Raw genomic sequence first — 20,341 nt, 5'->3', positions numbered from 1 at the left:
TAATATGACTAAACAGGTATCTAAAATTTTAGCGGGATTATTTACCGCACTTTTTGCTGGCTCACTGATGGCATCTGATGCACCAGCAATAGGAAAAGATTTAACTCAAGCGGCTGAAAATATTGCACCCGCATTTCATAATCCACCACGTCAAAGTGAATTACCTGCGCTAAACTATGTAAATCAACCACCAATGGTGCCACATAGTGTTTCAAACTATCAAGTGACAAAAAATGTGAATCAATGTTTAAATTGCCACAGCCCAGAAAATTCTCGTTTGAGTGGTGCAACTCGAATCAGCCCAACTCACTTTATGGATCGTGATGGAAAAGTAGGTTCAAGCTCCTCTCCGCGTCGTTATTTCTGTTTACAATGTCACGTTTCTCAATCAAACGTAGATCCAATTGTTCCAAATGATTTTAAACCGATGAAAGGTTACGGAAACTAGTTTAAGAGGTCTATATGTCTGAGAAAAAACCAAATATCTTAAAACGTTTCTGGCAATGGTTTAGAAAACCAAGCCGTATGGCAATTGGTACGATTATTATCTTATCGGCTATTGGTGGTATTCTTTCTTGGGTTGGTTTTAACTATGGTTTAGAGAAAACCAACACTGAACAGTTCTGTGCAAGCTGCCATATGCAAGATGCTTATCCAGAATATTTACATAGCGTGCATTATCAAACTCGTACTGGCGTGGGGGCAAGTTGTCCAGATTGTCACGTACCACACGAATTTGGTGCAAAAATGAAACGTAAAATTATAGCGGCTAAGGAAGTATATGCTCACTATACTGGAAAAGTAGATACATTAGAAAAATTCAATGCACATCGTTTAGAAATGGCTGAAAACGAATGGGCTCGTATGAAAGCTAACGATTCTAAAGAATGTCGTAACTGTCATAAAGTAGATCGTATGAACTTCAACGATCAACGTTCTGTGGCTGCACGTATGCATGAAAAAATGAAGACTGAAGGTAAAACTTGTATCGATTGTCACAAAGGTATTGCACACCAATTACCTGATATGAGTGGCGTTGAGTCAGGATTTAAAGACGAGAAATAATTTTCTCTATATATTGTGAAAAAATACCGCACTTATCTAATAAGTGCGGTATTTTTATTATAGCCAGCCAAAAGTCTGGCTATAAAAACCATACGCTATGCGTATGGAGCCAAATAGCTTAAGCGATGAACAGAAAAAATCCTCGCTATATAATGAACAAGGCTGACAACCAAAATTCAACATATAGGAGGATTATCATGGTAAGTAAAACCAGTGACGATTCAAGTCTATCACACACAAAATGGAACTGTAAGTATCACATTGTATTTATCCCGAAGTATAGAAGAAAAGCAATTTATGGAAAGTTAAGAGCAGATATAGGTCAAATATTGAGGCAGTTATGTGACTATAAAAATGTGGAGATAATAGAAGCGCATGCAATGCCAGACCATATCCATATGCTCTTAAAAATCCCAGCTAAAATATCAGTATCAGGTTTTATGGGCTATCTGAAGGGGAAGTCAGCGCTGATGATTTTTGAAAGACACGCGAACTTAAAATATAGATATGGAAATAGGCATTTCTGGGCGAAAGGATTTTTTGTAAGCACAGTAGGGTTAAATACAAAAGTGGTAGAGGATTATATAAGAAACCAAGAAAAAGAAGATATGGTTCAAGATAATTTATCAACGAAAGAACATGTTGACCCCTTTAAGGGGTAATCAAGGAAATAATTAGACGCGGTTGTCAGTTCTCACAAGCCCCTTGAGGGGCTTGTGAAGTATAGGCTCTTATAGGGGAGCCTAAAAACCGCACGTTTTACGTGCGGATTGTTATTTTGTGTTTATACACGATAATCTATTGATGTTAGTCTTTATTTAAAGCCTATTTTTCAGTAAACTTAGCAAGTTTTATTGAATTATTAAAATATTACTTAAAATTTAGGAATTTATTGTGGCTCACCGAGATTTTGCCGCACGTCGCGGTTCAAATAATAAGAAAAAAACAAAAAAGAATAAGAATATTCTGATCATCCTAGCTTTAGTCATTGTGTTGGCTTTTGGTGTTGGGCTTTATTTGTTGAAAAATAAAAATAGCGAAACTGTAGTGCAACAGGTTGCGACACAACAAGAAAAAACTCAACCTAAAAGTGTCTTACCTAATCGCCCAGAGGAGGTTTGGAGTTATATCAAGGCGTTAGAAACTCGAACTGTTCCTGTTGATAATAAACCTACAAGCGTAGAGCAAAATATGCGCTTAACCGAAGAACAACGCCAAGTTTTAGTGCAAATGGAAAAAGAACAACAAGCAGCAGAAGAGGCGCGTAAATTAGCGGAGCAACAACGCGCGGTAGAAACAGCGAAAGCTCAACAAGTGCAAGTAGCGCAAAAAGTAGAGCAAGCGAAAAAGTCTGAAGCAGTAAAAACAGAAACCGTGCAACCTGAATCTACACAAAAACAAGAACAGCCAAGAATTGAGACAGCTAAAAAGGTTGAACAACCTAAAACAACAGATAATTTGAACGGCGGTAAAAAATTCGGTTTACAATGTGGCGCTTTCAAAAATAGAGCGCAAGCTGAAAATTTGCAAGGGCGTTTATCAATGAGTGGGTTAAATGCACAAGTTCAAGTTAATGGTGAATGGAACCGTGTTCGTGTAGGGGGCTTCGCTAGCCGAGATGCAGCAGTGCAAGCGCAAAGTAAAGCCAAAAGTGTGGTAGATTGCGTTGTGATTGGTATGTAATGCTAATCTAACATTGTTGAGTTATCTTGATACGTAAAATCTCAATCATTGAAATAAAAAAATCCCAACTAAAAGTGCGGTGCAATTAGTTGGGATTTTTTCATTAAGGATTATTACAAAATAATCATATCATCACGATGCATTGCCACCGCACCGTATTCATAGCCTAAAACATTTTCAATGTATGTTGATTTTCGGCCCTTAATTAATTGTAAGGCATCGCTGTTATAGCGTGGCATACCTAGAGCAATGTCTTTACCCGATTGAGTGCGTATTTTGACTACTTCACCACGCGAAAAACGTCCTTCCACGTTAACAATGCCAGCGGGTAATAAGGATTTATTTTGTTCAAGAATGGCGTTTTGGGCCCCTTCATCAACAGTGATGACGCCTGCAGATGGCGCAGCGAAAAGCCATTGTTTGCGACTTTCTAATCGATCAGATTGATGGGCAATAAATTTTGTACCAATATTTTGTTCATAAGCAAGATCAGCGATCACATTTGGGCGATCACCTGGTGCAATAATTGTTTCAATTCCAGAGCGAGTTGCAACATCGGCAGCAATGATTTTTGTCATCATTCCTCCAGAGCCAAGATTACTCCCACTGCCACCTGCGATTGAGCGAATGTGATCCGTGATTTGTTCTACAACTGGAATTAATTTTGCTCCAGGATTTTTACGCGGATCACTATCAAATAAACCTTGTTGATCAGTCAATAAATAAAGTTGTTCCGCTTGAACAAGAATAGCGACTAATGCAGATAAATTGTCATTATCGCCAACTTTAATTTCTGCGGTCGCCACTGCATCATTTTCATTGATCACAGGAATAATGTGGTTATCTAAAAGTGCGTGTAAAGTATCTCGCGCATTTAAAAAACGTTCGCGATCTTCAATATCGGCACGCGTTAATAAAAGTTGTCCGATATGAATATCATAAATAGCAAATAATTTTTCCCAAGCCTGAATTAATTGACTCTGACCAACCGCTGCAAGTAGTTGCTTTGAGGCAATTGTGGGTGGTAATTGAGGATGATTTAGATAATGGCGACCTGCGGCAATAGCACCAGAAGTAACGATTACTATACGAAATCCATCATTATGCAGTTTTGCAATTTGACGAACGATTTCCATCATGTGCGGTGAATTCAGTTTTGGCGAACCCTGTGTTAGGGTACTTGTACCAAATTTCACTACGATTGTTTTTTTGTTCATAGTCGTTTCCAAAATTCTTAAAATTGACATTAACGTTATCACTAAATCAATGAAAAATCACCTAATATCAGGTATAGTAACGGCAAATTTTAGGGGGATTTATGACATTTAGTTTAATTGTGGCGACGGCATTAAATAGCGTGATTGGTAAAGATAACCAAATGCCTTGGCACTTGCCTGCAGATTTAGCATGGTTTCGTCAGAACACCACTGGCAAACCGGTCATCATGGGGCGTAAAACGTTTGAAAGTATTGGTCGTCCGCTACCTAAACGGACGAATATCGTACTTTCTCGTCAGCCTTTTGAACACGAAGGTGTGGTATGGAAAGATAGCCTTGAAAGTGCGGTAGATTTTGTCAGAGATTTTGATGAAATTATGTTGATTGGTGGGGGAGAGTTATTCAAACAATATTTGCCGCAAACAGATAAGTTATACCTTACTCAAATTCAGTCAGAACTAGATGGTGATACTTTTTTCCCTCAATTGAATTGGGATGAGTGGGAAATTGAATTTGACGAATATCGTAAGGCGGATGAACAAAATCACTATGATTGTCGATTTTTGATTCTTACACGAAAATAAATCAAATTAATGAGACTATATTTTTAGAGCATTCATTAATCTAGAAAATAAAGAGATGATGATTTCCCTTGAGTTCCCCTTTTTAAAGTTTCATAATGACCCTTCATTTTTTATTTTTGATAGTTTTAAAGGTTATCTCAAATATCTCATTTTTAAACATTATCCCAACTTAGGGAAGGCATTATGACGCAAATTGCAACTGAAAACCCATCAAATAAATCTGTATCAAATAAAACGAACCGTAAAAAAGGCTTAAGCATTTTTATTCTTCTCCTACTTATTATTGGTATTGCTTGTGCTTTGTATTGGCTTTTCTTCTTGAAGGATTTTGAAGAAACAGAAGATGCTTATGTGGGTGGAAATCAAGTGATGGTGTCATCACAGGTAGCGGGCAATGTAGCGAAGATTAATGCTGATAATATGGATAAAGTCCATGCAGGTGACATTCTAGTTGAATTGGATGATACGAATGCAAAACTTAGTTTCGAACAGGCAAAAAGCAATCTCGCCAATGCTGTGCGTCAGGTAGAACAACTCGGTTTTACTGTGCAGCAATTACAATCAGCTGTGCACGCCAATGAAATTTCTTTAGCTCAAGCACAAGGCAATTTGGCACGCCGAGTTCAACTTGAAAAAATGGGTGCAATTGATAAAGAATCTTTCCAACATGCAAAAGAAGCCGTTGAGCTTTCCAAAGCAAATTTAAATTCCTCTAGAAACCAATTAGCTGCTAATCAGGCTTTATTGAGTAACGTTCCATTACGTCAACAACCGCAAATACAGAACGCAATGAGTTCACTCAAGCAGGCTTGGTTGAATTTACAACGTACAAAAATTAGAAGTCCAATTGATGGCTATGTGGCGCGTCGTAATGCTCAAGTTGGGCAAGCTGTTTCAGTGGGTGGCGCGTTAATGGCGGTGGTATCTAATGAGCAAATCTGGTTAGAAGCTAACTTCAAAGAAACCCAATTAACGAATATGCGCATCGGTCAGCCAGTGAAAATTCATTTTGATTTATACGGTAAAAATAAAGAATTTGATGGCGTGATAAATGGCATTGAAATGGGGACTGGCAATGCATTTTCTCTTTTACCTTCACAAAATGCTACGGGTAACTGGATTAAGGTGGTACAACGTGTACCTGTGCGAATTAAATTAGATCCACAACAATTTGTTGAAACGCCATTACGAATTGGTCTTTCTGCAACGGCAAAAGTAAGAATTGCAGATTCATCTGGCCCAATGCTACGAGAAAAATCAGAACCGAAAACTTTATTTGCTACTGATACACTTAAATATGATGAAAGTGCGGTAGAAGATTTGATTGAATCTATCATTCAGCAAAACAGCCATTAAGGCGGCGTTATGGACAATTCCGCAAAAAAATTTCCACCTATTCAAGGTGGTGCGCTGATTTTATTAACTCTGGCTTTATCTCTCGCCACCTTTATGCAAGTATTAGATTCTACCATTGCAAATGTGGCGATTCCTACTATTGCAGGCGATCTTGGCGCATCTTTTAGTCAAGGTACATGGGTAATTACTTCTTTTGGGGTTGCAAATGCGATTTCTATTCCAATAACAGGTTGGTTAGCAAAACGTTTTGGCGAAGTGCGGTTATTTTTAGTCTCAACTTTTTTATTTGTTGTCTCTTCTTGGCTCTGTGGGATTGCAGACAGTCTTGAAGCATTAATTATTTTTCGTGTTATACAGGGGGCCGTAGCAGGTCCTATTATTCCACTTTCTCAAAGCTTATTATTGAATAATTATCCCCCTCAAAAACGGAGTATGGCATTGGCTTTTTGGTCGATGACTGTTGTTGTTGCACCTATTTTCGGCCCAATTTTAGGCGGATGGATTAGCGATAATATCCATTGGGGATGGATATTCTTTATTAATGTCCCGATTGGTTTATTAGTTGTGCTAATCAGCTGGAAGATTTTGGGTAGCCGAGAAAGTGAAATTGTTCATCAACCCATTGATAAAGTCGGTCTAGTTTTACTTGTCTTAGGCGTGGGATGTTTGCAATTAATGCTTGATCAGGGCCGTGAGCAAGATTGGTTTAATTCTAATGAAATCATTATATTAGCTGTGATTGCTGTCGTTTGTCTGATTGCCTTGGTTATTTGGGAATTGACGGATGACAATCCTGTGGTGGATATTTCCCTTTTCCATTCTCGTAATTTTAGCGTAGGGTGTTTATGTACTAGTTTAGCCTTTTTGATTTATCTAGGTTCTGTGGTATTAATTCCGCTCTTGCTACAACAAGTCTTCCATTATACTGCGACGTGGGCAGGGCTTGCGACTTCCCCAGTTGGATTATTCCCAATTTTACTTTCACCGATTATTGGGCGTTTCGGTTATAAGATCGATATGCGAATTTTAGTGACGATAAGTTTTATTGTATATGCAATAACATTTTACTGGCGAGCGGTGACTTTCGAGCCATCAATGACTTTTGCTGATGTGGCTTTACCACAATTAGTGCAAGGTTTGGCTGTGGCCTGTTTCTTTATGCCACTTACTACAATAACGCTGTCTGGCTTGCCTGCGCATAGAATGGCTTCTGCGTCTAGCTTATTTAACTTCTTGAGAACTCTAGCTGGTTCTGTTGGGACATCTTTAACCACATTTATGTGGTATAACCGTGAGGCTGTTCACCATACTCAATTAACAGAACACATTAATCCTTATAACCCAATTTCCCAAAGTTTTTACCATCAAATGAATCAATTTGGTTTAAGTGATACCCAAACTTCAGCTTACATTGCTCAACAAATAACATCGCAAGGATTTATTATTGGCGCAAATGAAATATTTTGGTTATCAGCTATGGGATTCTTAGGATTGTTTATTGTGATTTGGTTTGCAAAACCACCTTTTGGTGGGCGGCATTAGTAGCGTATTATTTAAAATATGAATGATTTAATCTCAAAGTTTATCAATGTAAATATGGTTGAATTAAAAGAGGATTAGGAGTAGATTAGACCAAATAATAATCATAAATATAAGGGATTATTTTTATGTTCACTAAGCCTCTTTACTACGCCCATTCCGCGCAAGATAAACTCGGTAATCTCTTACCTTACGAACGTTGGCAAACCTTACAAAGCCATTCTGTAAATGTTGGGGAAATGGCAGCGGAGTTTGCTCGTGTATTCGGTGCTCAGGAAATTGCCTGCCAGACGGGACGGCTTCATGACTTAGGGAAATATTCGGAAGCCTTTAATCACCGATTGCATGGGTGGCCCATCAGTCGATCATGCCACCGCCAGAGCAAAGATTGCGGTGGAACGCTGGGGAAATGTGATCGGCAAGCTGATGGCGTTTTGCATTGCAGGGCATCATGCCGGTTTGGCGAACGGTGCGGGCGAGGGTGATAACCGCAACACCTTGAAACAGCGTTTGGCGTTGCAATTCGGCAAAGATATTCCGGAACTCGATAGCATATGGCTGCAAGAAATCAAGCTCCCTCAAACCCTGTCTGCACCGCCACTCAAAGCCGACGCACATCATCCTTTTTTCTCCTACGCCTTCTTCACCCGAATGCTTTATTCCTGCTTGGTAGATGCCGATTATCTTGATATCGAAGCCTTTTATGCAAACCTAGAAAACAAAGCCGCCGAGCGCGGCGGTTATCCCGATTTAAACGCCTTACAACACAATTTCAATCAATTTATCAACGATTTCAGACGACGTATCGCCCAAGCTTCAGAGCAAACTGAAGCCGAAAAACGCAATGCCGCCTTAAACCGCCTGCGCAGTGAAATTCTCAATCATGCCGTAGAACAAGCGGCACAAGCGCAAGGGCTGTTCACGCTCACCGTGCCGACCGGCGGCGGAAAAACTTTCACTTCCATGGCATTTGTGCTGGAACACGCCAAACGGCACGGTATGCAGCGCGTGATTTAGTCATCCCGTTCACCAGCATCATCGAACAAAACACCGCCGAGTTCCGCAAAGCCTTTGGCGAATTGGGCGAGCAAGCCGTGTTGGAACACCACAGCACCTTCGACGACGGCAAACTGCAAGGCGAAGCCACCAAAGACAAACTGCGCCTCGCTTCGGAAAACTGGGACGCGCCCGTTGTCGTTATCACCGCCGTGCAATTCTTCGAATCCCTCTTTGCCGACCGCTCCTCGCGCTGCCGCAAGCTGCACAACATCGCTGGTTCCGTCATCATCCTCGACGAAGCGCAAATGCTTCCGCCCAATCTTTTACTGCCCATCATGCAAGCCATCAAAGAATTGGCGCAGAACTATCGTTGCTCTGTCGTCATGTGCACCGCCACCCAACCGGCCGTGCAAGCCGAAAACGGCTTCTATCGCGGCTTTGAAAACATGCGCGAAATCGCCCCAAAACCGACCGCACTTTTTGACAAACTGCGCCGCACCACCGTGCAGCACATCGGCACACAAACCGATGCCGACCTGCTTGCCAAACTTGGCGAACACCCGCAAATGCTCGTCATCGTCAATAACCGCCACCACGCCCGCAGCCTGTACGACCAAGCCAAAAACCTTGACGGCACGTTCCACCTGACCACCTTAATGTGTGCCAAACACCGCACTCAAAAGCTCAATGAGGTTCGATGCCGTCTGAAAAACGGCGAACCCTGCCGCGTCATCGCCACCTCCTTAATTGAAGCCGGCGTTGATGTGGATTTTCCGCTGGTGATGCGCGCCGAAGCAGGCCTAGACAGCGTTGCCCAAGCCGCCGGACGCTGCAACTGCGAAGGCAAAAGGTCGTCTGAAAACAGCTTTGTATGGATATTCGCGCCCGAAGAACAATGGAAAGCCCCGCCCGAACTTGCTACCCAAGCCGCCGCCGCTTATTTCGCCGAGCTTTATCAATTAAAAGGCAGTGAACTGGACAATAAAAAAAATCCTGAAAAAGCACAATGATACAGGGCAAAGCCTCGATTTCCCATTCCAAACCATCGCCGACAAATTCCGCATAATCGAAAGCCACATGCAGCCGCTGATTATTCCGTTCGATGTTGATGCCGAAAACCTCATTAGCAGCCTGCACCACGCCGACCAAAACTTCGGCAAACAGTTTTATACGCTGATCGGGCTGGATTTGTATGATGAGGTGGCGGGGTTGAGTTGGGAGGATACTAATTTTATAAAAGAGGAGAGCTTGATATTTTAAAATTTCAATCTGATTAAGTTATTTAACGTATGATTACGCAATGAAATTAACCTGCAACCATTTTATTAGAAGGAGAGTTCCTATGGGACGTAAAATTTTTATTTCATACAAATATAGTGATTCATCTGTAGAACGCTTATCACCTTATCAGGAAGCAACAGCTCGAGATTATGTTGATATTCTACAATCAAAATTAGAAGAAGATGGCATCCATATAAACAAAGGAGAGAAAGACAATGAAAGTCTAGCTCAATTTAAAGATGAGACTATTCAAACAAAATTATCAGATAAGATTTTTGATAGTTCAGTAACAATAGTCTTGCTTTCACCGAACATGAAGGAATGGTGGAACTCTGAAAGTGAACAATGGATTCCTTGGGAAATTGCATACTCTATTAAAAATAAGAAAAGATCATTGTCTTCAAGTAAGAGAAATGCAATTTTGCTGGTTGTATTACCTGATCTATCAGGCTGTTATTCTTATGTTAATAAAGAAGGTTTTTATTTTAATATTATTAAAAATAACAGAAATAACCTTCAACACTCTTATCCAGCCAAAAAGCTAAAGAATGGTTGTTCAAATTCCTATATGCTCAAGTGTAATTGGGATAATTTTATTTCAAATGTCAATGGTTGGATTAATGCCGCCGTTGAAATTAAAGAAAATGCTGATAAGTATGCTATCAACACTAAAGTTTAGGAGTATATAAATGGCTTATTTTACCAAACAGGAAGCTCGCGACTATGCAAGAAGTGTTACAGCATCATTTGAGAGTTATTCAAGTAAACTGGAAAGTATCGTTGAAAGTCAAAAATATCAATATCGCTTTGATGTTTTTCTATCACATTCTGTTAAGGATGCTGAGCTAGTTCTTGGTGTTGTACGTATTTTAGAAGATATGGGGCAAAAAGTTTACGTAGATTGGGTAGTTGATCCACAACTTTCCAGGGATTCTGTAACAAAAGAAACTGCTGAAACATTGCGGGATAGGATGAAGCAATCTTCTAAATTGCTGTATTTAGCTACGGATAATGCTTCATCTTCTAAATGGATGCCTTGGGAATTAGGATACTTTGATGGATTGAAGTCTGGAAACGTAGCTATTTTACCTTTGGTTGATTCTGCATACAGTTCATTCCAAGGACAAGAGTATTTAGGGCTTTATCCTGCCTTAGGTAAAGATGATTTGAGAAGATTTTTAGGTTAATCATTTTGGGCTTTAGAGGGTTTCTAAAGCCCAATATAAATATTTATTGGAGTTGCTATGGAATTCACCAAGGAACAGAAAAAATTTATCACTGATTTTGTTGTAGAGATTAAAAATGGCGATGCTGCAATTTTTGCTGGGGCAGGCTTATCAGCTCTAGCAGGTTTTGTTAATTGGAAAGGTTTGCTGAAAGATCTTGCAGAAGAACTAGGTCTTGATATTGAAAAAGAACATGATCTAATTGGAGTAGCTCAATATCATTTCAATCGGCATAAAAGAGGAAAAATAAATAACAAAATAATCAATGAGTTTACTACATTAAGACAAGGCGGAGATAACCATAAGTTACTTTCTAAAATTGGTATTAGTACATTTTGGACAACTAACTATGATCAATTAATTGAAAAAACTTTAGAGGCTGATGGAAAAACAGTAGAGAAAAAAATCAGAAATGAAGATTTTTCAAGAAATATCAAAAAGAAAGATGCTATTGTTTATAAAATGCATGGTGATAAAGATTCACCTGATGAAGCAGTATTAATTAAAGATGATTATGAAACCTATCAGGATAAGAAAGAATTATTTGCTACTGCATTAAGAGGAGATTTGCTTTCAAAAACATTTTTGTTCATAGGCTTTAGTTTTGATGATCCAAATTTGGAATATATTTTGGGCAGAATTAAAGTCTTATTAAAAGATAATACGCCAACTCATTATTGTTTTTTCAAAGAAGTATCGAGAGATGATTTTCATGATGATGAAAGTTATATGTATGCTAAAGTTAAGCAAGAACTAAAAATAGAAGATCTCAAGAGGTATGGCATTCATTCAATAATGATTAAAGAATATTCTGATATTACTGCCATTTTAAAAGAAATTCAAAGACGCTTAAAACGTAGCAATATCTTCATTTCTGGTGCTGCTCATAGTTACTCTCCTTTTTCTGAAGAGAAAGCTAAAGAACTTATACATAATCTTAGTTATAAGCTGGCAGAGAAAGAATATAAGATTATTTCCAGTTATGGTTTAGGTATTGGAAGTATCGTTATTAATGGAGCGTTAGAATATAAATATCAGTCAAATTATCGCAATTTAGACGATTTATTAATTTTAAGACCATTTCCGCAAATACAATCAGGAGATAAATCTATTTCTGAAAGATGGACTGACTACAGAAATGAAATCATTTCTCAAGCTGGTATTGCTATTTTTATGTTTGGAAACAAATTGGATAAAAATGGAGAAATCGTTCTTTCTAATGGCATGAAAGAAGAATTTGAGATTTGCTTACAGCATAATGTGATTCCAATCCCAATTGGCTGTACTGGCTCAATATCTAAAGAGATTTGGAATGATATTATGGAAAATCGTACCGAACTATATTCTAATGATCAGTCATTAATAGATGAAATAAAAAAGCTAGGTCAATCTGATATTTCTAATGATGGAATTATTTCTACGGTGCTTTCTATCATTGATAAGTTACAAAAGATGTAAAAAAGTGCGGTCAATTCTCCCAACGTTTTCAAAATGTCGTCTGAAACCGCACTTTCCAACCAAAAGGAGAACCAAATGAACCAAATCCGCCTACACGTTTGGGGCGATTATGCCTGTTTTACCCGTCCTGAGATGAAGGTAGAGCGGGTGTCTTATGATGTCATCACGCCGTCTGCGGCGCGCGGGATTTTGGCGGCGGTGCATTGGAAGCCGGCGATTCGGTGGGTGATAGATCGGATTTATGTGTTGAAGCCGATTCGGTTTGAGTCGGTGCGGCGCAATGAGTTGGGCGGCAAGATTTCGGCGGGCAAGGTCAGCGGCGCGATGAAGCGCAAGAGCGTTGCTGATTTATATACGCTGATTGAAGACGACCGCCAGCAGCGTGCGGCGACGGTGCTTAAAGACGTGGCTTATGTGATTGAAGCCCATGCGGTGCTGACGGCAAAAGCGGGGGCGGATGAGACCGTTACCAAGCATATTGAGATGTTCAAACGCCGTGCGAAAAAGGGGCAATGCTTTCAGCAGCCTTGTTTGGGCGTGCGTGAGTTTCCTGCCGATTTTGCTTTGATTGATGAAGGTGAGCCGTTGCCGCCATCAGCATTATCGGAAAACGAGGCAAACCGTGATTTGGGCTGGATACTGCACGACATTGATTTTGACCACGGCAACACGCCACATTTTTTCCGCGCTGAAATGAAAGATGGCGTGATTGATGTGCCGCCGTTTTACGCCGAGGAGGTGAAAGCATGATTCTTGCGTCCCTTGCCCGCTATTACCGCCGTTTGGCAGCGGAAAACGATGAAATGGGCAATCCGAAAGTACCACCTTATGGCTTTAGCGAGGAGAAAATCGGCTGGATTTTGGTATTGGATAAAGAAGGTCGTCTGAAAACCGTTGTGCCGAATCTGACTGTCGATAAAAAGCCGCAGCCAAAGCTGATGAGCGTGCCGCGCCCTGAAAAACGCACGTCGGGCATCAAGCCGAATTTTTTGTGGGATAAAACCGTCTACGCGCTTGGCGTGGAAGCCAATAAAAACAAAGCCGAGGCGAAAGAAAAACCGTTTACGCCGTCTGAAAAAACCTTTGAAGCCTTTAAGCAATACCATCTTGATTTACTGCAAGAAAACGACGATGAAGGCTTGCAAGCCTTATGCCGTTTTCTGCAAAACTGGCAGCCTGCACATTTTACTGTCGAAAACCTGCCTGCCGAAATGCTCGATACCAACATCGCATTTTCTCTTGAAAAACCGACCGCACTTATCCATAAACGCGAAGCCGCGCAAACCTTGTGGGCAGGCTGTCTGAAAAGCGATGAAGCATTCGAAGGCTTATGCCTGATTAGCGGCGACACCGCCCCGATTGCTCGGTTGCACCCGGCGATTAAAGGCGTGTTTGGCGGGCAAAGTTCCGGCAGTTCGATTATTTCGTTCAACAAAGAAGCCTTTGCCTCTTTTGGCAAGGAGCAAGGCGCAAATGCGCCCGTTTCCGAACAATCCGCCTTTGCCTACACCACCGCGCTGAACTATCTCTTGCGCCGCGAAAATAATCACTGCCTGACCATAGGCGATGCCAGCACGGTCTTTTGGGCGGAAGCGGACGATAACGCCACGGCGCAGGCTGCCGAAGGCTTCTTCGCGCAAGTGTTTACGCCGCCAGATGACGAACAAGAAAGTTCCAAAGTTTTCAATGTATTGGAACAAGTGGGCAAAGGTCGCCCGCTGCAAGAAATTGCGCCCGAACTCTCTCCCAATACCCGTTTTTATATCTTAGGGCTTGCCCCCAATGCCGCGCGGATTTCTATTCGGTTTTGGCTGGACACCGCGTTTGGGCAGTTGGCGGAAAATTTGGAGCAGCATTGGCAAGATTTAACCCTTGAGCCTTGCGCATGGAAAACGACGCCGTCTATTTGGCGGCTCTTGTTGCAAACTGCCGTATTGGGCAAAAGCGAAAACATCTCGCCCGTGTTGGCTGGTGAAATGACCCGCGCCGTGATTTGCGGCACGCCGTATCCCTTAAGTTTGCTGTCGCAACTGATTACCCGAATCCGCGCCGACGGCGACGTGAACGGTCTGCGCGTGGCAATGATGAAAGCCGTATTACAGCGGCGTTTTAGAAAAGGTTTTATCGAAGAAGGAGTTCCTATGAGTTTGAACAATGAAAGCCCGAATCGCGCCTATCTTTTAGGGCGGCTGTTTGCCGTGTTGGAGCGCATTCAATATCAGGCGTTGGGCGAATTAAATACCGGCATTGCCGACCGCTATTACGGCTCCGCATCCGCCGTGCCGTTTTCGGTTTTTCCGCGCCTTTTGTCGGGTGCAAAACACCATTTGTCGCGCTTGCGTAAAGACAAAGTTGGTATGGCGGTGAATTTGGATAAAGATTTGGGCGAAATCATTGCCAAACTGCCCGAGACCTTTCCGCGCCATTTGAGCATTGTCGAGCAAGGCCGCTTCGCCATCGGCTATTACCACCAAAAACAAAGCTATTTTGCTAAAAAAGAAACCGCTGAAACTATTGAAAACTAAGGAGCCAGAAAATGTCTGCCATTCAAAACCGCTATGAATTTGTTTACTTTTTTGATGTTACCAACGGCAATCCTAACGGCGACCCTGATGCGGGCAATATGCCGCGCCTTGATCCCGAATCCAGCAAAGGCTTGGTAACCGATGTCTGCCTGAAACGCAAAATCCGTAATTTTGTGGAAATCAGCAGCGAAAATGAAGCCAGTTACGAAATCTACGTCAAAGAAAAAAGCGTGTTAAACCTGCAAAACAAACGCGCTTATGAGGCGCTTGGCATTGAGTCGGAAGCCAAAAAACTACCAAAAGACGAAGCCAAAGCCCGCGATATTACCGCTTGGATGTGTAAAAACTTCTTTGACATCCGCACCTTTGGCGCCGTGATGACCACCGAAGTCAACAGCGGACAAGTGCGCGGCCCGGTACAACTGGCGTTTGCCCAATCCATCGACCCGATTGTGCCGCTGGAAGTTTCCATCACCCGCATGGCGGTAACCAACGAAAAAGACTTGGAAAAAGAACGCACTATGGGGCGCAAATACATCGTCCCTTACGCGCTCTACCGCGTGCATGGCTTTATCTCCGCCAACCTTGCCGCCAAAACTGGTTTTTCAGACGACGACTTAGCCAAACTCTTTCAAGCCCTGACGCTGATGTTTGAGCACGACCGCTCCGCCGCCCGTGGCGAAATGGCGGCGCGCAAATTGATTGTTTTCAAACACGACAGTGCGCTCGGCAGCCAGCCTGCACATAAATTGTTTGATGCCGTAAAAGTTGAACGCGTAAACGGCGAATCAGGTACGCCGGCAAGCGGTTTTGGCGATTACAAAATCAGCGTGGTTTCAGACGGCTTAAATGGCGTGAGTGTGGAAGAGTTGCTTTAAAAAACGTTTGAAAAAATGACCGCACTTTCAACCGAAAGCCAAGGGGAAAATCAGGACACGCGCCAGATTCCCCTTTCTGCCTTGCAACACTACGCCTTCTGCCCGCGCCAATGCGCCTTAATTCACAACGAGCAGGCGTGGGCGGAGAACTATTTGACGGCGCAAGGCAAAGCGTTACATGAGCGGGTGGATTCGGGCGAGCCGGAAACGCGTAAGGGCGTGCGCTTTGAGCGGACGGTGCATGTGTCGGCAGAAAAACTGGGCATCAGCGGCGTGTTGGATTTTGTGGAAGTGGAAACAAAGACAGGTCGTCTGAAACCCGTGGAATACAAACGCGGCAAGCCAAAACCCGATCCGATGGACGAAATCCAGCTTTGCGCCCAAGGCTTGTGTTTGGAAGAAATGACGGGGCAAACCGTCTCTGAGGGCGCGCTGTGGTATATGCAAACCCGCCACCGCGTCTCCATCGTGTTTTCAGACGACCTGCGCACCCAAACACTCGCTACCATCGCCGCCGTGCGCGAACTCTTGGGTAGTGGACTAACCCCACCGCCCGACTACGGCAAACGCTGCAAAGCCTGCTCGCTGGTGGAGATTTGCCAGCCGGTGTTGTTGGGGAAACGGGATAGGAGTGTGGGGTATGTGGAGGGGTTGTTTGGGGGTATTGATGAAATATATTACAAACAGGATGAGTTATGATGAATGAAGGATTGTTTAGAGAGCAATGGTTTAAGATATTTAAAAGAAAAATCATTGATCTAAATTTGAATGATGAAAGTATTGATGATGAAGAATTAGATGTAATGCCAATAATTTATTGTTGTTTAATCAATAGAATGATCTTGCCTCTCCCAGAGGAATATGTCTTAGCAAGGAGTTCAATGAAGAAATCAAAGGGTGGGAAAATATTAAAAAGATAATTTCAACTGGAGAAAATATAAACCCTTATATGAGCAAAAGGATAAAAGATTGGAGGGAGCATGATTTATTACTATATTCAGCAGGAATTAGTCATTTTCATTTATCCAAAAATAAATTCGGAGGCGTTAAAGATGAATTAGTCTTTGGAATATTTACAAAAAATGATTTTTATGGAATATTGATTGGAAATCATGATGATACATATAATTTGAAACATTTGGTTTCAATAGTCGATAAGAATTGGCCAGGATTATTAGATTCTTCAATAAATAACAATAGTAGTTTTAGCAAAGATTTCTTTAAACAAAATGCATTAGATAAAAGATTGCAAATGAATATGTTTAAACCAGGCGGACTAGATGGTCATATGCATTCTAATTTAATTTACTATAATATCAATGGAAAAATTTTAAAAATTCCAGCCCCCGTAGTTTTCGCTTATGAGAATGAAATCAATTATATTGATAAAATTGAGAATACTATCATTTCTCGCATAAAAAACAAATTTCAAGGTTATGAAAACGTAGATTATTTTCTTGAAGTGGATGAATTTAATCAATGTTATAAAATTTTCAAGGAGAATAATTCACCAATAATTAAAAAACCTATTACCGAATTCCCTTTTCCTGTAAGAAAAATAATATGCTCAGATTATGTAAATAGGGAGTTAAGATATTCCTAAATATTTAGCAAGCCCGTAGCCCATATCCAGCCACCGAGTGCGTGGCTCCGCCACACACCCTACCTGTGGAATGGCACGAAACTTCAAAATCAACGCGTAGGGTGTGTGCGGAACGCACGCATGCGGGTTTGTGGTGTTTGAATCGAAGTCCTAAATTTCAGGTTGCCTTAAATATGGCAAGCAAAGGAGTAATATGATGAGTTTGCTGCAAGCATATTCTTTAGATTTGGGTAAAATAATTAATGAGAAAGAAGCTGATATTGCTTATGAGAAAGGCTTGGTTAGCGGTCAAAAAAACTTTCAATGCCCTCATCAAGCGTGTGGTATTGCGGTTACTTGTGCAAATTTGGAGCGACCTAAATACAAAAGAAAGGTAGATCCTTATTTTAAATCGGTTGAAAATCATAAATTCGGCTGTCCTTTTGCAGAGGAAGAAAGACGCATTAAGTTGCGAGAGATTGATAAAAATGGGTTTTATGAAAATGTCGCTTCAGGCGAGATTTTGGTAAATCTGGCAGAACCTACACCTAAAAAACAAAATAGTGATAGTGCTTCTGAGGCTAAAGAAAGCAGTGTTTCACGAACTCATCAGCTCTCAGATTCTAAAAAAGAAAAATTATCAATTAATCGAACTAAAACGTTATCTGTATTAGTTTCGTCTTTCTTAAATAATGAAAACTTTCAAATAACATTGCCAAAACCATATCAAGAAAGAATTTTCTTGAAAGATGCATTTATCAGAATTGATGGGCAGGATTTATCAGATCTGGAACAAAATTGTTGGAGAATTTATTACGGAAAAGCGTGGATAAATAAATTTTCCAATGGAGATTATCGTATTGTATTTGATAATAAAATGAGTAGTTGTTGATCTTAATAAAAATGCTGTCCGCCCCTCATTTTTTATTTCTAGAGATTGGATTGAGCATTCGCCGTATGAAAAGTTTTCTAAATCTCAAATGGATAAATTGGCTAATAATAAATGGTGCAGAGAGGTTTTTATTCTTGCAGATACTCCTTCATTAAATTCTTCAAAAGAATATATTAATTTTATGCTTGATGGATTGCCATTTTTGGAAATTATTAGTTTGAGAAAATAAAAGTATTCATCAATTTTATCTAGCAATATTTTGATTAATGCTATATGAGAAAATTACAAAACACGCTCTACATCACCACTCAAGATAGCTATCTGCATAAGGAGCGGGAGACGCTGGTGGTGGAGCAGGAGCGTAAGAAGGTAGCGCAGTTACCGGTGCATTCCATCGGGCATATTTTCTGTTTTGGGAATGTGCTGGTGTCGCCGTTTTTGTTGGGGTTTTGTGGTGAAAATAATGTGAATTTGGCGTTTTTTACGGAAAATGGGCGTTATTTGGGGCGGCTTCAGGGGCGGCAGAGCGGCAATGTGCTGTTGCGTCGGGCGCAGTATCGGGTGTCGGAGCAAAATCCCGTGCCGATTGCGCGCAATATCATTGCGGCGAAGATTCAGGCGAGTAAGCGGGTGCTTCAGCGGCAGATTCGCAATTACGGTGAGAATTCGGCGATTCAAAGTGCGGTCGATGCTTTGAATATTTCGCTACGGCAGTTGAAGGGGGCGGCGGAGCTGGACGTGGTACGTGGTATTGAGGGCGATGCGGCGGCGCGTTATTTCGGCGTATTCGGGCAGCTTTTGAGCGAAAAAAGCGGTTTTTCTTTTGACGGGCGCAACCGCCGTCCGCCCAGAGACGGGGTGAATGCGCTGTTGTCGTTTGTGTACAGCATTTTGGGCAAGGACATTAGCGGCGCGCTGCAAGGCGTGGGGCTGGATCCGCAGGTGGGTTTTCTGCACGCTGACCGACCGGGGCGCGACAGTTTGGCGCAGGATATTTTGGAAGAATTCCGCGCGTGGTGGGCAGACAGGTTGGTGTTGTCGCTGATTAACCGAGGGCAAATCAAATCGCAGGATTTTGTCGCCGAGGCAAGCGGCGCGGTAAGCTTAAAAGCCGATGCGCGTAAGCTCTTGTTCCAAGCCTTGCAGGCGAAAAAGCAGGAGAAAATCGTGCATCCGTTTTTGGATGAAGAAGTGGAAATCGGTTTGCTGCCGTATATTCAGGCCATGCTGTTGGCGCGTCATCTGCGTGGGGATTTGGCGGAATATCCGCCGTTTTTGATGAGATAAACTATGTTAATGCTGATTACTTACGACATTTCTTTTGATGATCCAAACGGGCATGTGCGATTGCGCCGCATCGCAAAACATTGCTTAGATTACGGTGTGCGGGCGCAATATTCAGTATTTGAATGTGATGTCACGCCTGACCAATGGGTCATTTTGAAAAACAAACTGTTGGAAACCTACGACCCCACATGTGACAGCCTGCGTTTTTACCATTTGGGCAGTAAGTGGCGTAATAAAGTGGAACATCATGGGGCAAAACCAGCAATAGATGTATTTAAAGACGTGCTTGTCATTTAGTTCGCTAATCTGTTGTTCTCATTAAAACCCTGATGGGATAGCGATCCTTATTTTCTTTAACAATTTGAATAAGTTAATCTATTTGTATAACGGCGGTATGACCGTTATACTTATTAAACTCCTTATCATAAAATCAGTTAGCGAAATACAGTGTTTAATACGCTGATTTTTCTTGCTTTTTTATGTAGGGAGCAGCCGCCTCCGAGCGGCTGTGTGTTGAAACACCTGTGGCAGTTACACCTGCTTCTAAACCGCCTGCAGCCGCCTCCGAGCGGCTGTGTGTTGAAACTGTAAATTCCAGGCTATCTTCGGCTTGAATGTTTGGGCAGCCGCCTCCGAGCGGCTGTGTGTTGAAACAGCTCTAAAAACTCAACCTCTTCAACGCAACCAGGCAGCCGCCTCCGAGCGGCTGTGTGTTGAAACTTCAATATCAATAAAGGTTCCATCTGCAAAGCCAGGCAGCCGCCTCCGT

The 20,341-nt window shown here is 41.8% G+C and carries 20 protein-coding genes, 1 pseudogene and 1 CRISPR repeat array (1 of these 22 cut by a window edge); of the genes and pseudogenes, 20 read left to right on the top strand and 1 reads right to left on the bottom strand.

Annotated elements, in window-relative coordinates; genetic code table 11:
* Positions 1-4: 4 nt before the first annotated feature.
* The 4 genes from AC6H0A_RS06490 (at position 5) to ftsN (ending at position 2,748) form a co-directional block, all read left to right on the top strand.
* The gene (locus tag AC6H0A_RS06490) at positions 5-448 is read left to right on the top strand and encodes a nitrate reductase cytochrome c-type subunit (RefSeq protein ID WP_005643032.1); all 444 of its coding nucleotides are present in this window, start codon (positions 5-7) and stop codon (positions 446-448) included.
* Positions 449-462: 14 nt separating this feature from the next.
* Entirely contained in the window at positions 463-1,065 is a 603-nt protein-coding gene (locus AC6H0A_RS06485) for a cytochrome c3 family protein (RefSeq protein WP_005643030.1), read from the top strand.
* A gap of 197 nt (positions 1,066-1,262) precedes the next feature.
* Entirely contained in the window at positions 1,263-1,727 is a 465-nt protein-coding gene (gene tnpA / locus AC6H0A_RS06480; protein WP_005639541.1) for an IS200/IS605 family transposase, read from the top strand.
* A 232-nt stretch (positions 1,728-1,959) separates the two neighbouring features.
* Positions 1,960-2,748 (top strand): cell division protein FtsN, encoded by a 789-nt coding sequence (gene ftsN, locus AC6H0A_RS06475; RefSeq protein ID WP_179230952.1) that lies wholly within the window; start codon positions 1,960-1,962, stop codon positions 2,746-2,748.
* Positions 2,749-2,861: 113 nt separating this feature from the next.
* Here the strand turns inward: ftsN and proB are convergent, their stop codons facing one another.
* The gene (proB, locus tag AC6H0A_RS06470; RefSeq protein WP_005642848.1) at positions 2,862-3,965 is read right to left on the bottom strand and encodes a glutamate 5-kinase; all 1,104 of its coding nucleotides are present in this window, start codon (positions 3,963-3,965) and stop codon (positions 2,862-2,864) included.
* A 101-nt stretch (positions 3,966-4,066) separates the two neighbouring features.
* On the opposite strand from proB, the gene folA reads away from it, so the two are divergent.
* From folA to cas2, 16 genes and pseudogenes are all read left to right on the top strand, one after another.
* Positions 4,067-4,549, top strand: coding sequence for a type 3 dihydrofolate reductase (gene folA, locus AC6H0A_RS06465; protein WP_005642846.1), 483 nt, complete (start codon positions 4,067-4,069; stop codon positions 4,547-4,549).
* Between the two features lie 183 nt (positions 4,550-4,732).
* Positions 4,733-5,905: an EmrA/EmrK family multidrug efflux transporter periplasmic adaptor subunit gene (locus AC6H0A_RS06460; RefSeq protein WP_005642840.1), complete on the top strand. Its 1,173-nt coding sequence runs from the start codon at positions 4,733-4,735 to the stop codon at positions 5,903-5,905.
* 9 nt (positions 5,906-5,914) lie between these two features.
* On the top strand, positions 5,915-7,447 hold the full coding sequence (locus AC6H0A_RS06455) for a DHA2 family efflux MFS transporter permease subunit (protein WP_179230953.1): 1,533 nt from the start codon (positions 5,915-5,917) through the stop codon (positions 7,445-7,447).
* A 125-nt stretch (positions 7,448-7,572) separates the two neighbouring features.
* Positions 7,573-9,703, top strand: a pseudogene (cas3, locus tag AC6H0A_RS06450) (CRISPR-associated helicase Cas3').
* A gap of 82 nt (positions 9,704-9,785) precedes the next feature.
* Positions 9,786-10,403 (top strand): TIR domain-containing protein, encoded by a 618-nt coding sequence (locus AC6H0A_RS06445; protein ID WP_005642831.1) that lies wholly within the window; start codon positions 9,786-9,788, stop codon positions 10,401-10,403.
* A 10-nt stretch (positions 10,404-10,413) separates the two neighbouring features.
* Complete coding sequence (locus AC6H0A_RS06440; protein ID WP_005642829.1) at positions 10,414-10,911, top strand: toll/interleukin-1 receptor domain-containing protein; 498 nt, start codon at positions 10,414-10,416, stop codon at positions 10,909-10,911.
* 57 nt (positions 10,912-10,968) lie between these two features.
* Positions 10,969-12,408 (top strand): SIR2 family protein, encoded by a 1,440-nt coding sequence (locus AC6H0A_RS06435; protein WP_070047025.1) that lies wholly within the window; start codon positions 10,969-10,971, stop codon positions 12,406-12,408.
* A 75-nt stretch (positions 12,409-12,483) separates the two neighbouring features.
* Entirely contained in the window at positions 12,484-13,158 is a 675-nt protein-coding gene (gene cas5c, locus AC6H0A_RS06430; protein ID WP_044233187.1) for a type I-C CRISPR-associated protein Cas5c, read from the top strand.
* On the top strand, positions 13,155-14,933 hold the full coding sequence (gene cas8c, locus AC6H0A_RS06425) for a type I-C CRISPR-associated protein Cas8c/Csd1 (RefSeq protein WP_005642817.1): 1,779 nt from the start codon (positions 13,155-13,157) through the stop codon (positions 14,931-14,933). Before cas5c ends, cas8c begins: the two co-directional genes overlap by 4 nt.
* 11 nt (positions 14,934-14,944) lie before the next feature.
* Positions 14,945-15,811: a type I-C CRISPR-associated protein Cas7/Csd2 gene (cas7c, locus tag AC6H0A_RS06420; RefSeq protein ID WP_179230955.1), complete on the top strand. Its 867-nt coding sequence runs from the start codon at positions 14,945-14,947 to the stop codon at positions 15,809-15,811.
* A gap of 15 nt (positions 15,812-15,826) precedes the next feature.
* A complete protein-coding gene (gene cas4 / locus AC6H0A_RS06415; RefSeq protein WP_005642807.1) occupies positions 15,827-16,510 on the top strand; it encodes a CRISPR-associated protein Cas4 in 684 nt (227 codons plus the stop codon).
* Entirely contained in the window at positions 16,507-16,731 is a 225-nt protein-coding gene (locus tag AC6H0A_RS06410; RefSeq protein WP_044233184.1) for a hypothetical protein, read from the top strand. Before cas4 ends, AC6H0A_RS06410 begins: the two co-directional genes overlap by 4 nt.
* A gap of 29 nt (positions 16,732-16,760) precedes the next feature.
* Positions 16,761-17,414, top strand: a complete 654-nt coding sequence (locus AC6H0A_RS06405) for a hypothetical protein (protein WP_044233182.1) — start codon at positions 16,761-16,763, stop codon at positions 17,412-17,414.
* Positions 17,415-17,610: 196 nt separating this feature from the next.
* Positions 17,611-18,285 (top strand): hypothetical protein, encoded by a 675-nt coding sequence (locus tag AC6H0A_RS06400; protein WP_044233180.1) that lies wholly within the window; start codon positions 17,611-17,613, stop codon positions 18,283-18,285.
* Positions 18,286-18,558: 273 nt separating this feature from the next.
* Complete coding sequence (gene cas1c, locus AC6H0A_RS06395) at positions 18,559-19,572, top strand: type I-C CRISPR-associated endonuclease Cas1c (RefSeq protein ID WP_005642805.1); 1,014 nt, start codon at positions 18,559-18,561, stop codon at positions 19,570-19,572.
* 3 nt (positions 19,573-19,575) lie between these two features.
* Positions 19,576-19,869: a CRISPR-associated endonuclease Cas2 gene (gene cas2, locus AC6H0A_RS06390; protein WP_005642804.1), complete on the top strand. Its 294-nt coding sequence runs from the start codon at positions 19,576-19,578 to the stop codon at positions 19,867-19,869.
* Positions 19,870-20,060: 191 nt separating this feature from the next.
* Positions 20,061-20,341: a CRISPR direct-repeat array (repeat unit 32 nt; unit sequence GCAGCCGCCTCCGAGCGGCTGTGTGTTGAAAC); it runs 85 nt beyond the window's last position.

Source organism: Haemophilus sp. THUN1692 (assembly GCF_059704395.1).
The sequence above is the reverse complement of the archived record's forward strand: the minus strand, read 5'-3'. Positions and strand labels throughout refer to the sequence as shown.